This window comes from Nocardia gipuzkoensis (assembly GCF_021183645.1).
GTDB lineage: Bacteria > Actinomycetota > Actinomycetes > Mycobacteriales > Mycobacteriaceae > Nocardia > Nocardia abscessus.
On sequence record NZ_CP089225.1, the window covers coordinates 5,093,092 to 5,112,016 of the forward strand.

An 18,925-nucleotide genomic window follows, 5' to 3' on the forward strand; every position below is an offset into this window, starting at 1 on the left:
TAACTGTTGCCGAATAGTTCGGCTTCCCCTGTGTCGGAATGTGATTGCCGCCGAGAATGGGGTCCACACGGATTGCTGGGGGTGGGATCAACTGGTGGGCGATTTTCCGCTCGAAATCGTTCTGGCGCTCATCGGTATCGCCGTACCCATCTGCGCGTTCCTGTGGGAATTCGTCTTCGCCGGCCGCAGGCGGCTCGGCTACCGGGTACAGATGGACACGCCGGTCACCGGCGAGATCGAGTCGGTGTTTCCCGGGGTGCTTCCGCAACTGCGCCCCTCGCTCGACGGCGCGAGCCCTGACCTGAAGGACATCTCGGTCGTTCTGGTGCGCATCGAGAACAGTGGCGTCACCACGATCGACACCCATGACTACAAGGCTCCGGACGCCGCGCGAGTCGGTCTGCACCTGCGCTTCCCGCAGCGCCGCGTGATCGGCATGGCGGTGAACGAACTCAGCGATCCCGACCTGGCCGACAATCTCGACGCGAACTCCGGCATCGCGGTGCCCGAGGACACCGGGCACGTCGGCGTGATCGATCTGCCCAAGGTGCCGCTCGGCCCGGGTGATCACTACAAGATCCTGGCCATCCTGCAGCGTTCCGAGGGCGACGGCGAGTATCCACAGCCGGTGCTGCGCGGCGGCATCAAGGGCGGCCGGATCATCGAGACCCGCAGCAACACGGGTATTTCCGGGATGATGGCCGCGCTCACCGTATTCCTGGTGCTGGTGATCATCGTCCAGCTGGTGGTCTCCGCGCTCGAGCCGTCGCCGACGCCGCTGGAGTGCGCCTCGGGAAAGCTGACCGTGGTCGGGTCGTCGGCGTTCGGGCCGGTCGTCCGGGAAGCCGCCGAGCAGTATCGGAAACGCTGCACCGGCGCGAATTTCGCCTTCGCCTTCGAGGGAACCGAGCGCGGATTGGACCGGCTCGCCGAGGAGGGGGAAGGCAAGTCGGGGTTGCTCGCCATCACCGACGGCACGAAGGGCAACGGTTATCCGGCACTGGTGCACCGGCCGCTCGCGTTGTCGCTGTTCACCATGATGGTGCATCCCGGCGTCGGTATCGGCGGGCTCACCGTCGCCCAGATCCAGCAGCTGTACCGGGGCGGGATCGGCAACTGGCGCGAGGTGGGCGGCCCGGACCTGCCGGTCGTGCTGGTCAACCGCATACCGGGCTCGGGTACGCGCAACACCTTCGAGCGCAGGCTGCTCGACGGTACACAGCCGGATCGCCCGCACGTGAGCTGCACGGCGTTGAAGGGCACGGTCATCACCGCGACCGCGCACTGTGAGGTTCAGGTGACCGCGGACATGCGCAAGGCGGTCGCCGAGATTCCCGGCGCCATCGGCTATTCGGAGTTATCCGAGGCCATCGACGCCGGTCTGCCGACCATCGCGCTCGACGGCGTCGGCGCGAGCCGCGATGCCGCCGTGCAGCGCACCTACCCCTTCTGGGGAGTCGAGTACGCCTACAGCAACGGCGAATTGCCCGGTGACTCGCTCGCGGCGAGCTTCCTGCACTTCCTGACCGATCAGACCGGGAAAGAGGTGCTGCGCGCGCACGGCAACGCGCCGTGCGCCGACCTGCCCGACCCGGGGCGCTGCCTGCCCGAGCGGTGACCTGCCGGGACCGTCGGCACAGCGGGTCCGCGTCGCGGGGAACGCCGGGATGTCGGTGGTCTCGGCGAGGATGGACGCATGACGGAACTGTCGCTGCGCGAACTGAATCGGACGCTGCTGGTCCGCCAGAAACTGGTGGAACGAGTGGAGCTGACCCCGCTCGACCTCGTCCGGCATCTGGTCGCGGTGCAGGGCCAGGAGCCGAACTGGCCCTATGTGGGGCTGTGGTCGCGCCTGGCGGGGTTCCGGCACGACGACCTGGCGGCGCTGCTGCGTGATCGCAGCCTGGTGCGTTCCACCATGATCCGCCGGACCGTGCACCTGGCCGACGCCGCCGATTTCCGCTGGCTGCGGCCGACGGTGCAGCCGGTGGTCGCCGCCGCGCTGAAAGCGCCGTACTACCGCGACGAGATCGACGGTGTCGACCTGGACGAACTCGCGGCGGCGGGACGCGAACTGCTGGCCGGACAGCAGCTGCGCCGCCGCGAACTGGGCGAACTACTCGCCCCGCGCTTCCCGGACCGGCATACGCGCCGACTCGCCGAAACCGTCGAGTTGCTGGTCCCGTTGGCGCACGGCGCGGAGACCGGCGCGTGGGGGCGGTGGCGCAACCGGTACGTCACGGTCGGGTTGGCCGAGGAATGGACGGGCGTGCCCATGGCGGAGGCGGCCCAGCCCGAGACGCTGGTCCTGCGTTACCTGGCCGCGTTCGGTCCTGCGACGGTGGCCGACATGCAGGCGTGGGCGGGCATCACCCGGCTGGCCGAGGTCGTCGACGACCTGCGCACCCGGCTGCGGGTGTTCACCGACGACCAGCGCCGCGTGCTGTTCGACCTGCCGGACGCGCCGCTGGCCGAGCCGGATCTGCCCGTGCCCGTACGTTTTCTGCCCGCCTTCGACAACGCGCTGCTGGGTCACAAGGACCGCCGCAGGATCATCAGCGAGGAAGACCGCAAGCGCACCGCGTGGGAGGCCTCCGCGGGCGTGCCCATGTACCTGGTCGACGGCTTCGTGCACGGCCGCTGGTCGCTCGACGGCGTCACGCTGCGCATCGTGCCCTGGCACCCGCTGTCCGCGTCCGACGAGGCGGCGGTGCGCGCCGAGGCGGAGGCTCTGCTGTCGTTCATCGTGGCGGGCGGGAATGCCATGGCGGCCGACCACGATCCACGGGTCGTCATCGAGGGGTGAGGGGCCGCGTCCCGGCCCGGCGGACAAGGCGGGGCCTCCGGCTTACCCATCGGTAGCTGAACGAACGCTGGGCGGCGCGATTTTTCCCGAACTGTTTGGTTTGAACGATGCCGCCTGAGGTACCTCCCACTCGGCCCCCCTGATCATGCCGAAAGCGTGACCAGGCCAACCAAGCCCCATGGACGGCGGTGCAGCTAGGTCTTCACCCCCGCCGCGGCGGCCACTTAGTTCAGTTCGGCGCCCGGTACTCCGAGTGCTGGGTGAATGCGAGTGCTACTTGGTTGTCCCTGGAAGGAGGGTCATGAGCGCGCTTTCCGTGCCTATTTCCGCGCAGGCATCGTCCGATCTGGAAATGCCGTCGTCCGACTACTTGTCGACAGATCATGCCAGCGGCCCGTTTCGCATCGCGATGGTCGTGCCGCCGTACTTCGACGTCCCGCCCAAGGCGTACGGTGGTGTCGAGGCCGTGGTGGCCGATCTGGTCGACGCATTGGTGGCCCGCGGCCACGACGTCACCTTGTTGGGCGCGGGGGAGCCAGGGACCAAGGCCAAGTTCGTGCCGGTGTGGGACCGGGCGCTGCCCGAGCGCCTCGGAGAGCCGTTCCCCGAGGTCGTGCACGCGTTGCGGGTGCGCCGCGCCATCGAGAAGCTCGTGGCGACATCGGGTATCGACCTGGTGCACGACCACACCTTCGCGGGCCCGCTCAACGCGTCCGTCTTCCAGAGCATGGGCCTGCCGACGGTGCTGACCGTGCACGGGCCGGTGGAGGACGACATCTACCGCTACTACCAGGATCTGGGCGACGAGGTGGCGCTCGTGGCGATCAGCGACCGTCAGCGCGAACTCGCGCCGGGCCTCAATTGGTCCGGACGCGTGCACAATGCGCTGCACGTCGACGACTGGCCGTTCCGGGTCGAGAAGGACGACTACGCGCTGTTCCTCGGCCGGTTCAACGAGTGCAAGGCGCCGCACTTGGCGCTGGAGGCCGCGCACGCCGCGGGTATCCCGCTGGTGCTCGCCGGTAAGTGCAGCGAACGTCCTGAACAGGCATACTTCGAGGAGAAGGTGCGGCCGCTGTTGACGGACAACGATCACCTGTTCGGTCTCGCCGACGCGGCGGCCAAGCGTAAGCTGCTTGCGAATGCGCGTTGCCTGTTGTTCCCGATCCGCTGGGAGGAACCGTTCGGCATGGTGATGATCGAATCCATGGTCTGTGGCACGCCGGTGGTCGCGCTGCGCGGCGGGGCGGTGTCCGAGGTGATCGTCGACGGCGTGACCGGCCGCATCTGTTCCGATCCCGCCGAATTGCCCGCGGCCATCGAAGAGGTCAGGGCGATGGACCCGTACGCCTGCCGCTCCCACGTGCAGGCCAAGTTCGGCTCCGACACGCTCGGCTTCGGGTACGAGCAGGTCTATCGTCGGCTGTTGCGCTCCAAGAAGCGGTTCGGCGCCGCGCCGCTGGACACCGCGGCGCCCGCCGTGGCGCCGGTCGACAGCACGCCCGGCTCCGCGCCGGTCAGGATCGCGGCGAGCGGATTGGCGTGACCGGTTCCGCACCGTTGACCCCCGCCCCCCTGAATTCCGGTGAGCCCACCGGGTTCGGGGGGTGCGGCTCGGTCACCCTGGTCGAAGGCGGCACGTTCTGCCTGTCCAATCGGCTCGGCGATGTCGAGACGGGCAAGCCGCACGGCTTGTTCTTCCGGGACGCGCGTGTGCTGTCGCGCTGGGAGTTGCTGGTGAACGGCAAACCCGCCGAGCCGCTGTCGGTACTGAGTCCGGAGGCGTTCGCCGCCAGGTTCGTGTTGCGCAGGCCCCCGCAGGCGGGCCTGGCCGACAGCACGCTGCTGGTGGTGCGCGAACGGATCGTCGCCGACGGCATGCACGAGTTGATCACGCTGGAGAACATGGGCCGTGAGCCCACGGCGGTGCTGCTGGAGCTGCACGTGGACGCCGACTTCGTCGACCTGTTCGCGGTGAAGGAAGGCCGCGCCGGACACGCCCGGGCCGACGTGACGGTCGCCGACGGCGAACTGGTGTTGCACGACCACGCCGACCGCAGCCGGGGGATCTCGATCTCGGCGACCGTGGAGCCGGAGGTTATGCCAGGTTCGCTGGTGTGGCGGGTGATCGTGCCGGTCGGCGAATGCTGGCAGACCGAGATCATCGCCCAGCCGACGGTGGGCAACCAGCGATTCCAGGCGATCTCTCCCGGTGAGCACTACGGGATCAGTGCGCCCGGCCGCAAGATCGAGGCGTGGCGCGACACCGCCACCGACATCGCCGCGTCCGACCCGGCGCTCACCCGAGTACTGCGCCGCACCGAAAGTGACCTGGGCGCTTTGCAGATGCACGACGAATCCGGCGACGCCCGGCCGTTCGTCGCCGCGGGCGCGCCGTGGTTCATGACCCTGTTCGGCCGCGACAGCCTGCTCACCGCGTGGATGGCGCTGCCGCTGGAGGTCGACCTGGCGCTGGGCACGCTGCAGCAGCTGGCGGAACTGCAAGGGCAGGACGTGAATCCGCTCACCGAGGAGGAACCGGGCCGCATCATGCACGAGATGCGCCGCGGCCCGGCGGGCGGGCAGGTGTTCGGCGGCAATATCTACTACGGAACCGCCGACGCCACACCGCTGTTCGTGATGCTGCTGGCCGAATGCCATCGCTGGGGCGCGGACGCCGAGGCGATCCGGCACCTGCTGCCCGCCGCCGATGCCGCGCTGCACTGGATCACCGACTACGGCGACCGGGACGGCGACGGATTCGTCGAGTACCGTCGCGCCACCGACCGCGGCCTGACCAATCAGGGCTGGAAGGACAGCTTCGACGGAATCAACGACGCCACCGGCCATATCGCCGAGGCCCCGATCGCGCTGTGCGAGGTGCAGGGCTACGTGCACGCCGCGATGCTGGCCAGGGCCGAGCTGGCCGACGCCTTCGACGACCCGCGGCTGGCCGGACAGCTGCGCGAACGCGCCGCGGAGCTGCGGGTCAAGTTCGCCGAGCAGTTCTGGCTGCCCGACCGCGGCTGGTACGCCGTGGCGCTGGACGGCGGCAAACGCCAGGTCGACTCACTGACCAGCAATGTCGCGCACTGCCTCTGGTCGGGCATCGCCACGGACGAGCACGCCGCCGAACTCGTGTCGCGCATGGCGAGCCCGGAGATGGACTCCGGGTTCGGGTTGCGCACCCTGGCCTCGAACATGGGCGCCTACAACCCCATGAGCTATCACTGCGGCTCGGTCTGGCCGCACGACACGGCCATCGCGGTGGCGGGGCTGCTGCGCTACCGGCACATTCCCGGTGCGGTCGAGCTGGCGACACAGCTGGCCACCGGTCTGCTGGACGCGGCGGCGATGTTCGACGGGCGTCTGCCGGAGTTGTTCTGCGGCTTTCCCCGATCGCGCTTCGCCTCTCCCGTGCCGTATCCGACGTCCTGCTCGCCGCAGGCGTGGGCGAGCGCGGCGCCGCTGTTGCTGGTGCGCGCGTTCTTCGGACTCGACCCCGACGCGCCGACCCGGACGCTCACCGTCCGGCCGCAGCTGCCCGCGCGGTGGGGTAGGGTCTCGCTGCGCGCTCTTCGGCTCGGTGCGACCACCGTCGACCTGGAGGCCGAGGGCGCGCAGATCACCGCGGCGCGCCTGCCCGACGACTGGCGATTGGTGACCCGGTGACGCACACCGGTTGCCGAGGGCGCTAGCGGGTATGCCTCCGGCGTAGGGATCTTGGCAAGCCTTCTCGCACTGATACGTAGCACGGAAGGTGGTGCACGATGCAGACATCGCTGGATATGCAGGACCTGTGGCGGACACAGTATCGGGACTGTGCCGCGGAACCCTCGACGGATCTCGACCTGGATCGCGCCCTGTTCATCCGCAGCGTGCACGCCGGTCACGGCCCGGAATGCTGCCAGTACCTGGCGGCGGCGGCTTATTGCCTCGACCATCAAGACGCGCACTGACCGAGAGGTTCTCAGCCCGCGCGGCGACTGATCGGGCGGGGAGTACGAGCATCCCGCCCGATCACGGCCGTGAACCGGCGCGCGGGCTACAGAATCGCGAAGGCGACGACCAGCCCGAGCGCGAAATGCGCGGCCGCCACCACGAGCACCTCGGTGGTGTAGGTTTCGGCGTGCAGCGCGGCGCCGATATCGATGCCGATCGCCCGCTCGATGACGCGCACCGAGATGACCTGAGCGACAATGCCGACCAGGCCGAACACCAGGGCGGCGATCAGGCCCTCGGAGAGCTTGCCGCCGCTGCCCACGGCCAGGATGGCGAGTACCACGATGAACGCCATGCTGATCATGCCCGCGGCGGTGACGATGATGGCGTTCGGTTTGCCCGCCACCACCAGCTTGCGCAGCTTGCCCGGGGTGGTCAGGTCGATGGCGTAGAAGCCGACGAGCATGAGCACCAAGCCGACGAGGGCGTAGAGGACGATCGCCCCCACCCCCTCGCCCAGCGAGTTCCAGTACCCCGATTCCAGGGCGACTGCGGTCATCTTGATCCTTCCGAAGTGGGTTGGCCTGCGCCGAGAGGGATTCGTGCTTGTCAGTGACGATGCTCAGTCGGGGAGGATGCGGTGCGGGACGAAGGCGGAGCCGTCGTCGGTGATCAGCCCCGCGGTCTCGCGGATACCGAGCCCCGCCGCGGCGTCGCCGACGATCCACGCGCCCAGTACCGGGCGCATATCGTCGAATTCCGGCAGCGGGTCGAGCAACTGGTACACATAGCCTTCCTCGCCGTAGACACCGCCGGTCGCGGTCTCCAGGCCGGCGCCGACGATGGTCATGTTGGCGCCTTCGCGTCCCAGCTTCGGTTTGCGGATGTATTCGGTGAGTTCGTTGGGCTGGTCGAGGTAGGCGGGCAACAGATTCGGGTGGCCAGGGTACATCTCCCACAGCACCGCCAGGATCGCCTTGTTGCTCAGCAAGGTCTTCCACAGAGGTTCGATCCACATGGTCTCCGGCAGGCTGTCCACCACTCGCTTCCCGAAATCGTCATCGAGCACCCACTCCCACGGGTAGAGCTTGAAGACGGCTTCGATCGGAGCCTCCGCCAGGTCGACGAACCGCTCCAGCTCCGAGTCGAATCCGATCTCCTCGATCGGCAGCGCGATCGTGTCGAAACCGGCCTCGGCCGCGGTCTCCTGCATATAGGCGGTGGTGACGTTGTCCTCGCCGGTGGCGTCCGCGCCGGACCAGGTGAAGTGCAGTTGCGAGCCGGGCAGCACATCGCGCAGCTCGCCCCACCGCTCGACGAGCTTCTCGTGCAACGAGTTCCACTGGTCGCCGCCGGGGTAGCGGTCGGTCAGCCAGTGCCACTGCACGATCGCCGCTTCCAGCAGGGAGGTCGGCGTGTCCGCGTTGTACTCCAGCAGTTTCGCCGGACGCCGCGCGTCGTAGCGCAGGTCGAAGCGCCCGTACACGTGCGGGTCGGAGCGCCGCCAGGATTCGGCGATCGGGCCCCAGCACCACTCGGGCAGGCCGAAATCGGCGAACCGCTCGGTGAGCACGATGTGCTCCACCGCGTTCAGGCACATCGAGTGCAGCAGTTCGACGTCGGCCTCCAGCGCGAGGATCTCCGGCATGTCGAACTCGTAGTGCACCGACTCGTCCCAGTACGGCCGGGGTTGACCGCTCGCGTCCCGCCCCGGGGAACCGTAGACCAAGCCTTGGCTTTCGATGGTCCGCTGCCAGCCCGGCCGTGGCGTATCCCGTACGCGCCGCATCTACGACCCTCCGCCGGTGCTCTTGCTGCCCAGACCGCCGCGCTGGATGGTGGTGCCGCTCTTGGTCTTGATCTCGGCGTTCTTCGGCTTGATCGTGGTGCCGCCGGTCGGCGGTTTGCCGACGGTGCCGGTGCCGCCGTAGTAGTAGCGGTACTGCGGTCCGCCGCCGAGGATGATCAAACCCGGATTGACTCCGCCGTCGTTGACGAATCCGGGACGGCCGTCGCCGCAGTAGGCATCGTCGACCACGATCTCCTGACCGTTCTCCACTTTCACGCACTGAGCCGTGACCCGGTCCGGCGCGGTCAGGGCGCGATAGGCCAGATAGCCGCCGCCGACCAGAGCGGCGACGCCGACAATGGCGGCACCGCCGATCATGACGCGCTTGCGGGTGCGCTTCTTGGCCTCCTCGGCCGCCGCGGCGGCGCGCTGCGCTTCTTCGGTGCGCCTGCGCGCCTTGTCTCGTGCCCGTGCTTCGGCCACCGTCTGCGGGCGGGGTTGGGTCACGCCGGGTTGCTGCCGCTGGATGCTGCCGGGGCGCGGCGCGGACGCGGCGGGAGGTTCCCCGGCGCCCGGAGCGCTCGCGGTATCGGGCGCCGCGGAAGTGGGCGTCGACCAGTCGATCTCGGGCTGCTCGGTGGGGCCACTCGGTGCGGGCGTCGACCGGTCCGTTCCAGCGGAGACGGGCGTCGACCAGTCCTGTTCGTCGCCCGACCCGGGCGTGGCCGGGGTGGACGCCTGCTCGCCATCGGCCGGGGATCGCGGGCCGGACGGCCGCTCGGGCTCGTCCCGGCGCTCGTCGTCACCCGGATTACGTGTGCTCACCGCTGTGCCCCCTCGTCACCCGAACCACCACTACCGCTCCTCGAAACCGGTCAAATCACCCCGCGCGGGCTCCCAGCTTTCCACAACCAACCTCACCTGACCAGGTGTATCCCCGGAACGCAAGCGTGCGAGCAACCGCTCGCACGCCGCTGGCGGCCCCTCCGCGATCACGTGCACCCGGCCGTCCCTGGCGTTGGTCGCGTGCCCGACCAGTCCGAGTTCCAACGCCCGCGACCGGGTCCACCAGCGAAAACCCACGCCCTGGACCAGGCCGTGCACCCAGGCGCTCAACCGAACGGCCTCGGCCATCAGGCCTCGATGTCGAACGACAGCGTCACTTTCGATCCCGCCTTCAGCGTCCGTCCCACCGTGCAGACCTTGTCGATCGCACGCTGCACGGTGACCAGCAACCGTTCCCTGGCCGCGTCGTCGAGATCGCTGAGGTCGAGTTCGAACACCTCGTCCAGGTGCGGATAGACCTCGTTCTCCCGGTCGGCGTCGCCGGAGACGCGGATGGTCGCGTCGAAGTTGTCACCGAGTTTGCGCGACAGCGGGAAGTCCGCGCTCAGGCCCGAGCACGCGGCGAGCGCGATCTTCAGCAGCTCGCCGGGGGTGAACACACCGGGGACGCCCTGCGAACCGATCAGTACCTCGGCGCCGCGAGAGCTGCGGCCGGTGTAGGCCCTGGTCCCGGTGCGCTCGACCCACAGCGTGGTGGGTTCGGACGCGATCGGCGCAGCGCCGGCGGTGGTAACGGTCTGTTCAGCCATGAGTTCGATCCTGCCATTGTCGTCGCAATCAGCTCGCGCGGCTGGCAACACCGCGCCCCGCCGCGCCATTCCGCGCGCCGGGCGGTCGTGGCCGGAATTACTACTCCTGGAACCGGTAACCCATGCCCGCTTCGGTGAGCAGATGCTTGGGCCGGGACGGATCGTCTTCCAGCTTGCGGCGCAATTGCGCCAGGTAGACCCGCAGGTAGTGGGTCTCGGTGGCGTAGGAGGGGCCCCACACTTCGCGCAGCAGCTCGCGCCGCCCGACCAGCTTGCCGCGATTGCGCACCAGCATCTCGAGCATGCCCCACTCGGTGGGGGTCAGGTGCACGGTCACGCCGCCTTTGGTGACCTTCTTGGCGGCCAGGTCGACGGTGAACGATTCGGTCGTCACCACGGGCGCGGAGGCGTCGGGATCGGTGGCGCCGCGGCGTACCGCGGCGCGCAGCCGCGCCAGCAGCTCGTCCATGCCGAACGGCTTGGTGACGTAGTCGTCGGCGCCCGCGTCCAGCGCTTCGACCTTGTCGGCGGAATCGGTCCGCGCCGACAGCACGATCACCGGAGCCGAGGTCCAGCCGCGCAGTCCGCCGAGCACCTCGATGCCGTCCATGTCGGGCAGGCCGAGGTCGAGGATCACCACGTCCGGGTGCCGGTCGGCGGCCGCGCGCAGGCCCGCGCCACCGGTCGCGGCGGTGATCACCTCGTAGCCGCGGACCGACAGATTGATCCGCAGGGCGCGCACGATCTGCGGTTCGTCATCGACCACGAGCACCTTCGTCGCCACCGCCTCGGGCGTCTTCGCCACCGCCGCCTCCTGTGTCGTCACGGGCACCTCACTCACCTGCACTCGTTGTCTCGCGGGCCATGGCGCCGCCCGTGCCGTTGGCGTTCGGCGGCTCGCCGCCGGGCAGGTCGACCAGCATGGTCAATCCTCCGCCTGGCGTCGGCTCGGCGTGCACCGTGCCGCCCATCGCCTCGACGAACCCGCGCACCACCGACAGACCCAGCCCCACGCCGGTGGTGTTGTCCCGGTCACCGAGACGCTGGAACGGTTCGAACAGCTGCTCCTCCGTGCCGTGCGGCACGCCGGGCCCGGAGTCCACGACGGCGATCGAGACCCGCTCGCCGGTGCGTTCGGCCGTGACCCGGACCGTGCCCGCGCGTGGCGCGTGCCGCAGCGCGTTGTCGACCAGGTTGGACAGCACCCGTTCCAGCAGGCCGCTGTCCGCGCGCACCGAGACGTCGCCGACTTCCACCCGGACCCGGTCCATCGCCGCGCGCCGCAGCCCGCGCGCGCCCATACCGACGCTCACCAGCGCGCGGTGCACCGCCTCGTCCAGGTAGACCCGCCGCAACCGCGGCGTGACCACGCCGACCGCGAGTCGCGAGGAGTCGAGCAGGTTGCCGACCAGGGCGGTGAGCTGATCCACCGATTCCTCGATCGTCTCCAGCAGTTCGGTGGTGTCCTCCGGGGAGAACTCGATGTCGTCGCTGCGCAGGCTGGAAACCGCCGCCTTTGCTCCGGCCAGCGGGGTGCGCAAGTCGTGGCTGACCGCCGAGAGCAACGCCCGCCGCAGGCGATCCGCTTCCAGCAGAGCCGCGGCGGCGCTGGCCTCCTCGGCCAGGCGCGCCTGCCGCAGCAGCGCGACGGCCTGGTTGGTGACCGCGTTGAGCACCGGACGGTCGGCCGCCGCGAGCGGGCGGCCTGCGAGCAGCAGCCAGTGACCGGCGTCGCCCGCCTCGACCACGGTATCCGCGTCGGAAGGCCGCCGCGGCGGGTCGATCCCCACCTCGGCGAGCACCTGCTCACCCGACAGCAGGGCGACCGCGCGCTGCGCGAAGACCTCCCTGATCTGCTCCAGCAGCCGGGGGAGGTCCGCGCCGTGCAGAATCGCGCCGGAGAACATGGTCAGCAACTCGGCCTGCCGGGAGGCCTTGCGCGCCTGGCCGGTTCGCTTCGCGGCCAGATCGACCAGCGCCGCCACCGCGACGGCGACGATGAGCAGCACCACCACGGTGATGAAGCTGTTCGGCTCGGCGATGGTCAGGCTGTAGCGCGGCGGCGCGAAGAACCAGTTCAGCAGCAGGCCCGACAGCAGCGCCGAGAACGACGCGGGCACGACGCCGCCGAGCAGCGCGACCGCGACCACGCCGACCACGAACACGGCGCTGATGCCGCCGAGATCCAGGACCTCGTCGAGGTAGACGGCACTCAACGCGCAGACCAGCGCCGGTACGAGAACGGCTGCCAGCCAAGCGGCCACGGGGCGGCGCGGGTGCAGGGCCGAGTAGTGCAGCCCGCGGTGGGCCTGCTCGTGCGTCACCATGTGCACGTCGATCTTGCCGGACAGCTGCACCACCGTGGACCCGATGCCCTCGTCGAAAATGCGCGCCCAGCGCGAGCGCCGCGACGTGCCGAGCACGAGCTGGGTGGCGTTGGCCTCGCGGGCGAACTCGAGCAACGCGGTGGGGACGTCCTCGCCGGTGACGGTGTGCAGCGAGGCGTCCAGGCTGGCCGCCAGCTCACGCAGCCGCGCCATCCGCTCGGTGGAGACCCCGGCAAGGCCGTCGCCGCGCACCACGTGCACCACCACCAGGTCGGCGCTGGATTTGGTGGCGATCCGGCTGGCTCGGCGCACGATCGTCTCCGATTCCGGGCCGCCGGTCACCGCCACGACGACGCGTTCGCGCGCCTCCCACAGCTCGGTGATCTGATGGTCGGCCCGGTACTTGGCCAGCGCGGCGTCGACCTGGTCGGCCAGCCACAGCAGCGCCAACTCGCGCAGCGCGGTGAGGTTTCCCGCCCGGAAGTAGTTGCGCAGCGCGGCGTCGATCCGCTCGGCGGCATACACGTTGCCGTGGGACAGCCTGCGCCGCAGCGCTTCCGGCGTGATATCGACCAGCTCCACCTGATCGGCTTCGCGCACCACCGCGTCGGGCACCGTCTCGCGCTGCTGGATGCCGGTGATCTGCTCCACGACATCGTTGAGGCTCTCCAGATGCTGCACGTTGACCGTGGAGATCACGTCGATGCCCGCCTCGAGCAGGTCCGTCACGTCCTGCCAGCGCTTCTCGTGCTTGCTCCCCGGTGCGTTGGTGTGCGCCAGCTCGTCGACGAGCACCACCGCTGGAGCGCGCCGCAGCACCGCCTCGACGTCGAGTTCCGGGAAGGTGCTGCCGCGATACTCGATCAGTTTCGGTGGAATGCGCTCGATGCCGTCGAGCAATTGCGCGGTCTTCTTCCTGCCATGTGTTTCGACCACCGCCGCGACCACATCGCGGCCCCGCTCCAGCCGCCGGTGCGCCTCGCCGAGCATGGCGTAGGTCTTGCCGACTCCAGGAGCGGCGCCGAGGTAGATCCGCAGCTGACCGCGTTTCACGTGTCCATCATCGCGCGCCGCGCGTCCTCGGCCGTACCGCCCTCGGTCGTTCCGGCGCGCTGTGCCGGGTATCCGGACCGCGCCACTCGCACGTCACCGCCGCGCATGGTTCGCCTCGATCACTACGGCCTGGCGGGCGTGGGCCTGCTCGCGGGCTCCGAGCGCGCGGATGATCAGCGCGCAGCAGACGAACAAGACGACTACGGCTACTGCCGACATGACGATCCTCTCTTCCCGCCCGGCGGGTGACGCACCGGCCGCCCCGGCGTTCCCGGCCTGGCCGGCTCTCCACTTCTACCTTCGTCGCACCCGCGGACCTCGATTTTTACGGTGTGTTGACGGTTCACCCGGATACCTTGACGCGTTACTTGCGGACCCTGCCGGGGTGTCAACGAACCGCAAATGCCGTGGATCGGGGCGTCAAGAAGTCGTCAGGAAGCGACCGGAAAGGCCGGATGGGCGCTTCACTCGCTCTGTCGCGCCGAAGCATGGCGCGCGGATGGAGGTTGTCGAGTGATGTCGGTCGTGGTGTTCACCGCGCTCACCGTGGCGGCGTTCGCGCTGCTCGGGCTGGTCCAGCGCGGGGTGGAGAAGTTGTGACCGCGAATCTGATCGGTTTGGTTCTGGCCGTCGGCGTGGCCGTCTACCTGATCGCGGCGCTGCTGTTCCCCGAGAGGTTCTGAGTGAGCACGACAACCGCCGGGATGGCTTTCGTGGTGGCCTTGATCCTGGCGCTCGCGCTGGTGCACGTGCCGCTGGGCGACTACATGTACCGGGTGTACGAGGGACGCCGGCATTCTCGCGCCGAACGCCTCGTCTACCGCGCGATAGGGGCGCAACCCGACGTCGAGCAGCCGTGGCCGGTGTACGCACGCAGCGTCCTGGCCTTCTCCGCGGTCGGCATTCTCTTCCTGTTCTTCTTCCAACTCCTGCAAGACAGATTGCCGCTGCACCTGAACGATCCCGGCACCGAGATGACGCCCGCGCTGGCCTGGAACACCGCGGTCAGCTTCGTGACCAACACGAACTGGCAGAACTACTCCGGTGAGTCCACCCAGGGGCACCTGGTGCAGATGGCCGGGCTGGCGGTGCAGAACTTCGTCTCGGCGGCCGTCGGCATGGCGGTGGCGGTGGCGCTGGTGCGCGGGTTCGCCCGCAGGCACACCGGCGACCTCGGCAACTTCTGGGTGGACCTGGTGCGCGGCACGCTGCGCATCCTGCTACCGATCGCGTTCGTGTTCGCGCTGGTGCTGGTGGCGGGCGGTGTGATCCAGAATTTCCGACTGCACGATCAGGTGGCGCAGACCCTGAACGGCACCCAGCAGGCGATTACGGGCGGCCCGGTCGCCAGCCAAGAGGTGATCAAGGAGCTCGGCACCAACGGCGGTGGCTTCTACAACGCCAACTCCGCGCACCCCTTCGAAAATCCGAACGCGTGGACCAATTGGGTGGAGATCTTCCTGCTGTTGGTGATCAGTTTCTCGCTGCCCCGCACCTTCGGCCGGATGGTGGGCAGCCGCAAGCAGGGCTATGCGATCGTCGCGGTGATGGGGACGATCGCACTGATCAGCGTCACGCTGACCAACCTGTTCCAGCTGCAGCACCACGGCACCGTGCCGACCGCGATAGGCGCCTCGATGGAAGGAGTGGAACAGCGCTTCGGTGTCTCGAATTCGGCCACTTTCGCCGCCTCGACCACACTGACCTCCACCGGTGCGGTCGACTCGTTCCACGACTCCTACACCAGCCTCGGCGGCCTGATGGCGATGTTCGACATGCAGCTGGGCGAGGTCGCGCCGGGCGGCACCGGGTCGGGTCTGTACGGCATGCTGATCCTTGCGGTGATCACGGTGTTCGTCGCGGGCCTCATGGTCGGGCGCACACCGGAGTACCTGGGCAAGAAGATCACGCCGCGTGAGATCAAGCTCGCCGCGTCGTACTTCCTGATCAGCCCGCTGATCGTGCTGGTGGGCACGGCCGTGGCCATGGCGCTGCCCGGTCAGCGCGCGAGCATGCTGAACTCCGGCCCGCACGGTCTGTCGGAGGTGCTCTACGCCTTCACCTCGGCGGCCAACAACAACGGCTCGGCGTTCGCGGGCCTGACCGGCAACACCGAGTGGTACAACACCGCGCTGGGTCTGGCGATGCTTTTCGGCCGCTTCCTGCCGATCATCTTCGTGCTCGCCCTGGCCGGTTCGCTGGCGCGGCAAGGCACCACGCCCGAGTCGATCGGCACGCTGCCGACGCACCGGCCGCAGTTCGTCGGCATGGTCGTCGGCGTGACGGTGATCCTGGTCGCGCTCACCTTCCTGCCCGCGCTCGCGCTCGGGCCGCTCGCCGAAGGAATCCACTGATATGCCCAGTCCCGTCATTGATGAGAACGTCGCCGCGCGGCCCGTGCTCGCGCGGCCGCGGCGGGGCACGAGCGTCCCGAGTGGAGTGCTCGACCCGAAGCTGCTGCTGACCGCGCTGCCGGACGCGGTGCGCAAGCTCGATCCACGCACCCTGTGGCGCAACCCGGTGATGCTGATCGTCGAACTGGGCGCGGTGTGGTCGACCATTCTCGCGCTGGTGGACCCGACCTTTTTCGCCTGGGCGATCGTCGTGTGGCTCTGGCTCACCGTGATCTTCGCGAACCTGGCCGAGGCCGTCGCCGAAGGCCGGGGCAAAGCGCAAGCGGATACGCTGCGCAAAGCCAAGACCGACACCATCGCGCGGCGGCTGGTCGATTGGTCGCCGGGCGCGCGGGTGGTCGAGGAATCGGTTGCCGCGCCCCAGCTGCGGCGCGGCGATCACGTCGTGGTCGAAGCCGGGGAGGTGATCCCCGGTGACGGCGACGTGGTGGAAGGCATCGCCTCGGTGGACGAGTCGGCGATCACGGGTGAATCCGCCCCGGTGATCCGGGAATCCGGCGGAGACCGATCGGCGGTGACCGGCGGCACCACCGTGCTGTCGGACCGGATCGTCGTGCGGGTGACCCAGGAACCGGGCCAGAGTTTCATCGACAAGATGATCGCGCTGGTGGAAGGCGCGAGCAGGCAGAAGACGCCGAACGAGATCGCGCTGAACATCCTGCTCGCCGCGCTGACGATCATCTTCGTCTTCGCGGTCGTCACCCTGCAGCCGATGGCGATCTTCAGCAAGGCGAACAACCCGGGGGTGCCGGACACCTCGGCGCTGGACGGGCACGGCGTGACCGGCATCGTGCTGGTGTCGTTGCTGGTGTGCCTGATTCCCACGACCATCGGCGCGCTGCTGTCGGCCATCGGCATCGCGGGCATGGACCGGCTGGTGCAGCGCAACGTGCTCGCCATGTCCGGGCGCGCCGTCGAGGCCGCCGGGGACGTGAACACCCTGCTGCTGGACAAGACCGGCACCATCACCCTCGGCAATCGTCAGGCCGCGGACTTCGTCCCGGTACCGGGCGTGAGCGGAGACGAATTGGCCGACGCCGCACAGCTTTCCAGCTTGGCGGATGAGACTCCCGAGGGTCGCTCCATCGTGGTCTACGCCAAACAGGCGTACGGGCTGCGGGAGCGGACGCCGGGCGAACTGATCCACGCACACTGGGTCGAGTTCACCGCGCAGACCCGGATGTCGGGCGTCGACATCGATGGCCGCCTGCTGCGCAAGGGGGCGGCGAGCGCGGTCACCGAATGGGTGCGAGCCCACGGCGGTTCGGTGCCAGGTGAACTCGGCGCGACCGTGGACGGGATCGCCGCGGCGGGCGGCACTCCGCTGGTCGTCGGCCGGGTGGCGGACGGATCGGCGGACGTGCTCGGCGTGATCCACCTCAAAGACGTGGTCAAGCAGGGCATGCGGGAGCGGTTCGACGCGATGCGCCGGATGGGCATCCGGACGGTGATGATCACCGGCGACAACCCGTTGACCGCCAAGGCCATCGCCGACGAAGCCGGGGTCGACGACTTCCTGGCGGAGGCGACCCCGGAGGACAAGCTGGCCCTGATCAAGCGGGAGCAGGAGGGCGGACGCCTGGTCGCGATGACCGGTGACGGCACCAACGACGCACCCGCGCTGGCGCAGGCCGATGTGGGCGTCGCCATGAACACCGGTACCTCGGCCGCCAAAGAGGCGGGCAACATGGTCGATCTGGACTCGGATCCGACCAAGCTGATCGAGATCGTGGAGATCGGCAAACAGTTGCTCATCACCCGAGGCGCGCTGACCACGTTCTCCATCGCCAACGACATCGCCAAGTACTTCGCGATCATCCCGGCGCTGTTCGTGACGCTGTTCCCCGGTCTGGACCTGCTCAACGTCATGCGCCTGGCCAGTCCGCAGTCGGCGATCCTGTCGGCGGTGATCTTCAACGCCCTCGTCATCGTGGCGCTCATCCCGCTCGCGCTGCGCGGCGTGCGCTACCGGCCGTCGAACGCGTCGAAGTTGTTGAGCCGCAACCTGACCGTCTATGGGCTGGGCGGCATCATCGCGCCGTTCCTCGGTATCAAACTCATCGACCTCGTGGTCCAATTCCTCCCCGGGATGTCCTGACATGCGCTTTTCAACCTGGATCCGGCAGCATCTCGCCGCATTGCGCGCGTTGCTCGTGCTCACGGCGATCACCGGGATCGTCTATCCTCTCGCGGTTTTCGCGGTCGCCCAGTTGCCGGGGCTGCGCGAGAAGGCGGACGGATCACTGGTCGACGCCAACGGAACGACCGTGGGCTCCAGCCTCATCGGGCAATCGTTCGCCGACGCCGACGGCGCGGCCCTGGTGTGGTACTTCCAGAGCCGCCCGTCGGCCGCGGGCGACGGCTACGACCCGATGTCCACCGCGGCGAGCAATCTCGGACCGGAGGACATCGTGGACACCGCGGCACGCCCGAGCCTGCTCACCACCGTGTGCGCGCGGAGCAAGGAGATCGGCGACCGTGAGGGGGTCGACGGCACCCGTCCGTACTGCACGAAAGATGGTGTGGGCGCCGTGCTCTCGGTAATCGGTCCGCGCGAGGCCGACGGCGATGTCGCACATCCGGTGCAGGTCGTCAGCGTCAACGAGACGTGCCCCGCGCAGCCGTTCCTCGGCACCTATCGCGGGGTGCGGGTCGAATGCGCCGAGGCCGGGCAGGACTACTCCGTGGGCCGCGCCGTGCCGATTCGCGGTGACGCTCCCGCCGACCCGGTGGTGCCCGCGGATGCCGTCACCGCGAGCGGCAGTGGGCTCGATCCGCATATCTCTCCGGAGTACGCGGCCATCCAGGTGTCGCGCGTCGCGAAGGCGCGCGGCGTGACCGAGGAGCAGATGCGCGCCTTGGTCGACGAGCACACCCGCGGTCGAACCCTGGGATTCCTCGGCGAGCCGCGGGTCGATGTCCTGGGCTTGAACCTGGATCTGGACCGGCGCTACCCGTACCGCGGCTAGCCTTCGCGCGAACGACCGCGGGCGATCGAA

The 18,925-nt window shown here is 69.0% G+C and carries 18 protein-coding genes; 10 read left to right on the forward strand and 8 right to left on the reverse strand.

Annotated elements, in window-relative coordinates; all coding sequences use genetic code 11:
- Window positions 1-94: 94 nt before the first annotated feature.
- From LTT66_RS23075 to LTT66_RS23095, 5 genes are all read left to right on the forward strand, one after another.
- Entirely contained in the window at window positions 95-1,618 is a 1,524-nt protein-coding gene (locus tag LTT66_RS23075; protein WP_233060611.1) for a PstS family phosphate ABC transporter substrate-binding protein, read from the forward strand.
- Between the two features lie 78 nt (window positions 1,619-1,696).
- Window positions 1,697-2,806 carry a winged helix DNA-binding domain-containing protein gene (locus LTT66_RS23080; RefSeq protein ID WP_233060613.1) on the forward strand — a complete coding sequence of 370 codons (1,110 nt, stop codon included), beginning with the start codon at window positions 1,697-1,699 and terminating at the stop codon, window positions 2,804-2,806.
- A gap of 352 nt (window positions 2,807-3,158) precedes the next feature.
- A complete protein-coding gene (locus LTT66_RS23085) occupies window positions 3,159-4,352 on the forward strand; it encodes a glycosyltransferase family 4 protein (protein ID WP_233069359.1) in 1,194 nt (397 codons plus the stop codon).
- Window positions 4,349-6,478, forward strand: coding sequence for an amylo-alpha-1,6-glucosidase (locus tag LTT66_RS23090; RefSeq protein ID WP_408638664.1), 2,130 nt, complete (start codon window positions 4,349-4,351; stop codon window positions 6,476-6,478). The genes LTT66_RS23085 and LTT66_RS23090 overlap by 4 nt, the downstream gene beginning before the upstream one ends.
- Window positions 6,479-6,576: 98 nt before the next feature.
- Window positions 6,577-6,765 carry a hypothetical protein gene (locus tag LTT66_RS23095; protein WP_233060615.1) on the forward strand — a complete coding sequence of 63 codons (189 nt, stop codon included), beginning with the start codon at window positions 6,577-6,579 and terminating at the stop codon, window positions 6,763-6,765.
- An 86-nt stretch (window positions 6,766-6,851) separates the two neighbouring features.
- Here the strand turns inward: LTT66_RS23095 and LTT66_RS23100 are convergent, their stop codons facing one another.
- From LTT66_RS23100 to LTT66_RS37120, 8 genes are all read right to left on the reverse strand, one after another.
- Window positions 6,852-7,307, reverse strand: coding sequence for a DUF350 domain-containing protein (locus LTT66_RS23100; RefSeq protein ID WP_043695410.1), 456 nt, complete (start codon window positions 7,305-7,307; stop codon window positions 6,852-6,854).
- Window positions 7,308-7,370: 63 nt separating this feature from the next.
- Window positions 7,371-8,537, reverse strand: a complete 1,167-nt coding sequence (locus LTT66_RS23105; RefSeq protein ID WP_233060616.1) for a glutathionylspermidine synthase family protein — start codon at window positions 8,535-8,537, stop codon at window positions 7,371-7,373.
- Entirely contained in the window at window positions 8,538-9,362 is an 825-nt protein-coding gene (locus tag LTT66_RS23110) for a hypothetical protein (protein ID WP_233060618.1), read from the reverse strand.
- A gap of 30 nt (window positions 9,363-9,392) precedes the next feature.
- On the reverse strand, window positions 9,393-9,671 hold the full coding sequence (locus tag LTT66_RS23115) for an acylphosphatase (RefSeq protein ID WP_181718687.1): 279 nt from the start codon (window positions 9,669-9,671) through the stop codon (window positions 9,393-9,395).
- A complete protein-coding gene (locus LTT66_RS23120) occupies window positions 9,671-10,132 on the reverse strand; it encodes an OsmC family protein (protein WP_233060620.1) in 462 nt (153 codons plus the stop codon). The genes LTT66_RS23115 and LTT66_RS23120 overlap by 1 nt, the downstream gene beginning before the upstream one ends.
- Window positions 10,133-10,232: 100 nt before the next feature.
- Window positions 10,233-10,964 (reverse strand): response regulator, encoded by a 732-nt coding sequence (locus tag LTT66_RS23125; protein WP_269822025.1) that lies wholly within the window; start codon window positions 10,962-10,964, stop codon window positions 10,233-10,235.
- A 1-nt stretch (window position 10,965) separates the two neighbouring features.
- The gene (locus LTT66_RS23130) at window positions 10,966-13,512 is read right to left on the reverse strand and encodes a sensor histidine kinase (RefSeq protein WP_233060622.1); all 2,547 of its coding nucleotides are present in this window, start codon (window positions 13,510-13,512) and stop codon (window positions 10,966-10,968) included.
- A gap of 93 nt (window positions 13,513-13,605) precedes the next feature.
- Entirely contained in the window at window positions 13,606-13,731 is a 126-nt protein-coding gene (locus LTT66_RS37120) for a hypothetical protein (RefSeq protein ID WP_269821966.1), read from the reverse strand.
- A 183-nt stretch (window positions 13,732-13,914) separates the two neighbouring features.
- On the opposite strand from LTT66_RS37120, the gene LTT66_RS23135 reads away from it, so the two are divergent.
- Genes LTT66_RS23135 through LTT66_RS23150 form a run of 5 tightly spaced genes read left to right on the forward strand, consistent with a single transcriptional unit; the run spans window position 13,915 to window position 18,895 of the window.
- Complete coding sequence (locus tag LTT66_RS23135; RefSeq protein WP_233060624.1) at window positions 13,915-14,112, forward strand: hypothetical protein; 198 nt, start codon at window positions 13,915-13,917, stop codon at window positions 14,110-14,112.
- A 35-nt stretch (window positions 14,113-14,147) separates the two neighbouring features.
- Window positions 14,148-14,195 (forward strand): potassium-transporting ATPase subunit F, encoded by a 48-nt coding sequence (locus LTT66_RS37475; RefSeq protein WP_408638866.1) that lies wholly within the window; start codon window positions 14,148-14,150, stop codon window positions 14,193-14,195.
- On the forward strand, window positions 14,196-15,866 hold the full coding sequence (kdpA, locus tag LTT66_RS23140; protein WP_233060625.1) for a potassium-transporting ATPase subunit KdpA: 1,671 nt from the start codon (window positions 14,196-14,198) through the stop codon (window positions 15,864-15,866).
- 1 nt (window position 15,867) lies between these two features.
- Window positions 15,868-18,024, forward strand: a complete 2,157-nt coding sequence (gene kdpB, locus LTT66_RS23145; RefSeq protein ID WP_233060628.1) for a potassium-transporting ATPase subunit KdpB — start codon at window positions 15,868-15,870, stop codon at window positions 18,022-18,024.
- Between the two features lies 1 nt (window position 18,025).
- On the forward strand, window positions 18,026-18,895 hold the full coding sequence (locus tag LTT66_RS23150; RefSeq protein WP_233060630.1) for a potassium-transporting ATPase subunit C: 870 nt from the start codon (window positions 18,026-18,028) through the stop codon (window positions 18,893-18,895).
- Window positions 18,896-18,925 lie beyond the last annotated feature (30 nt).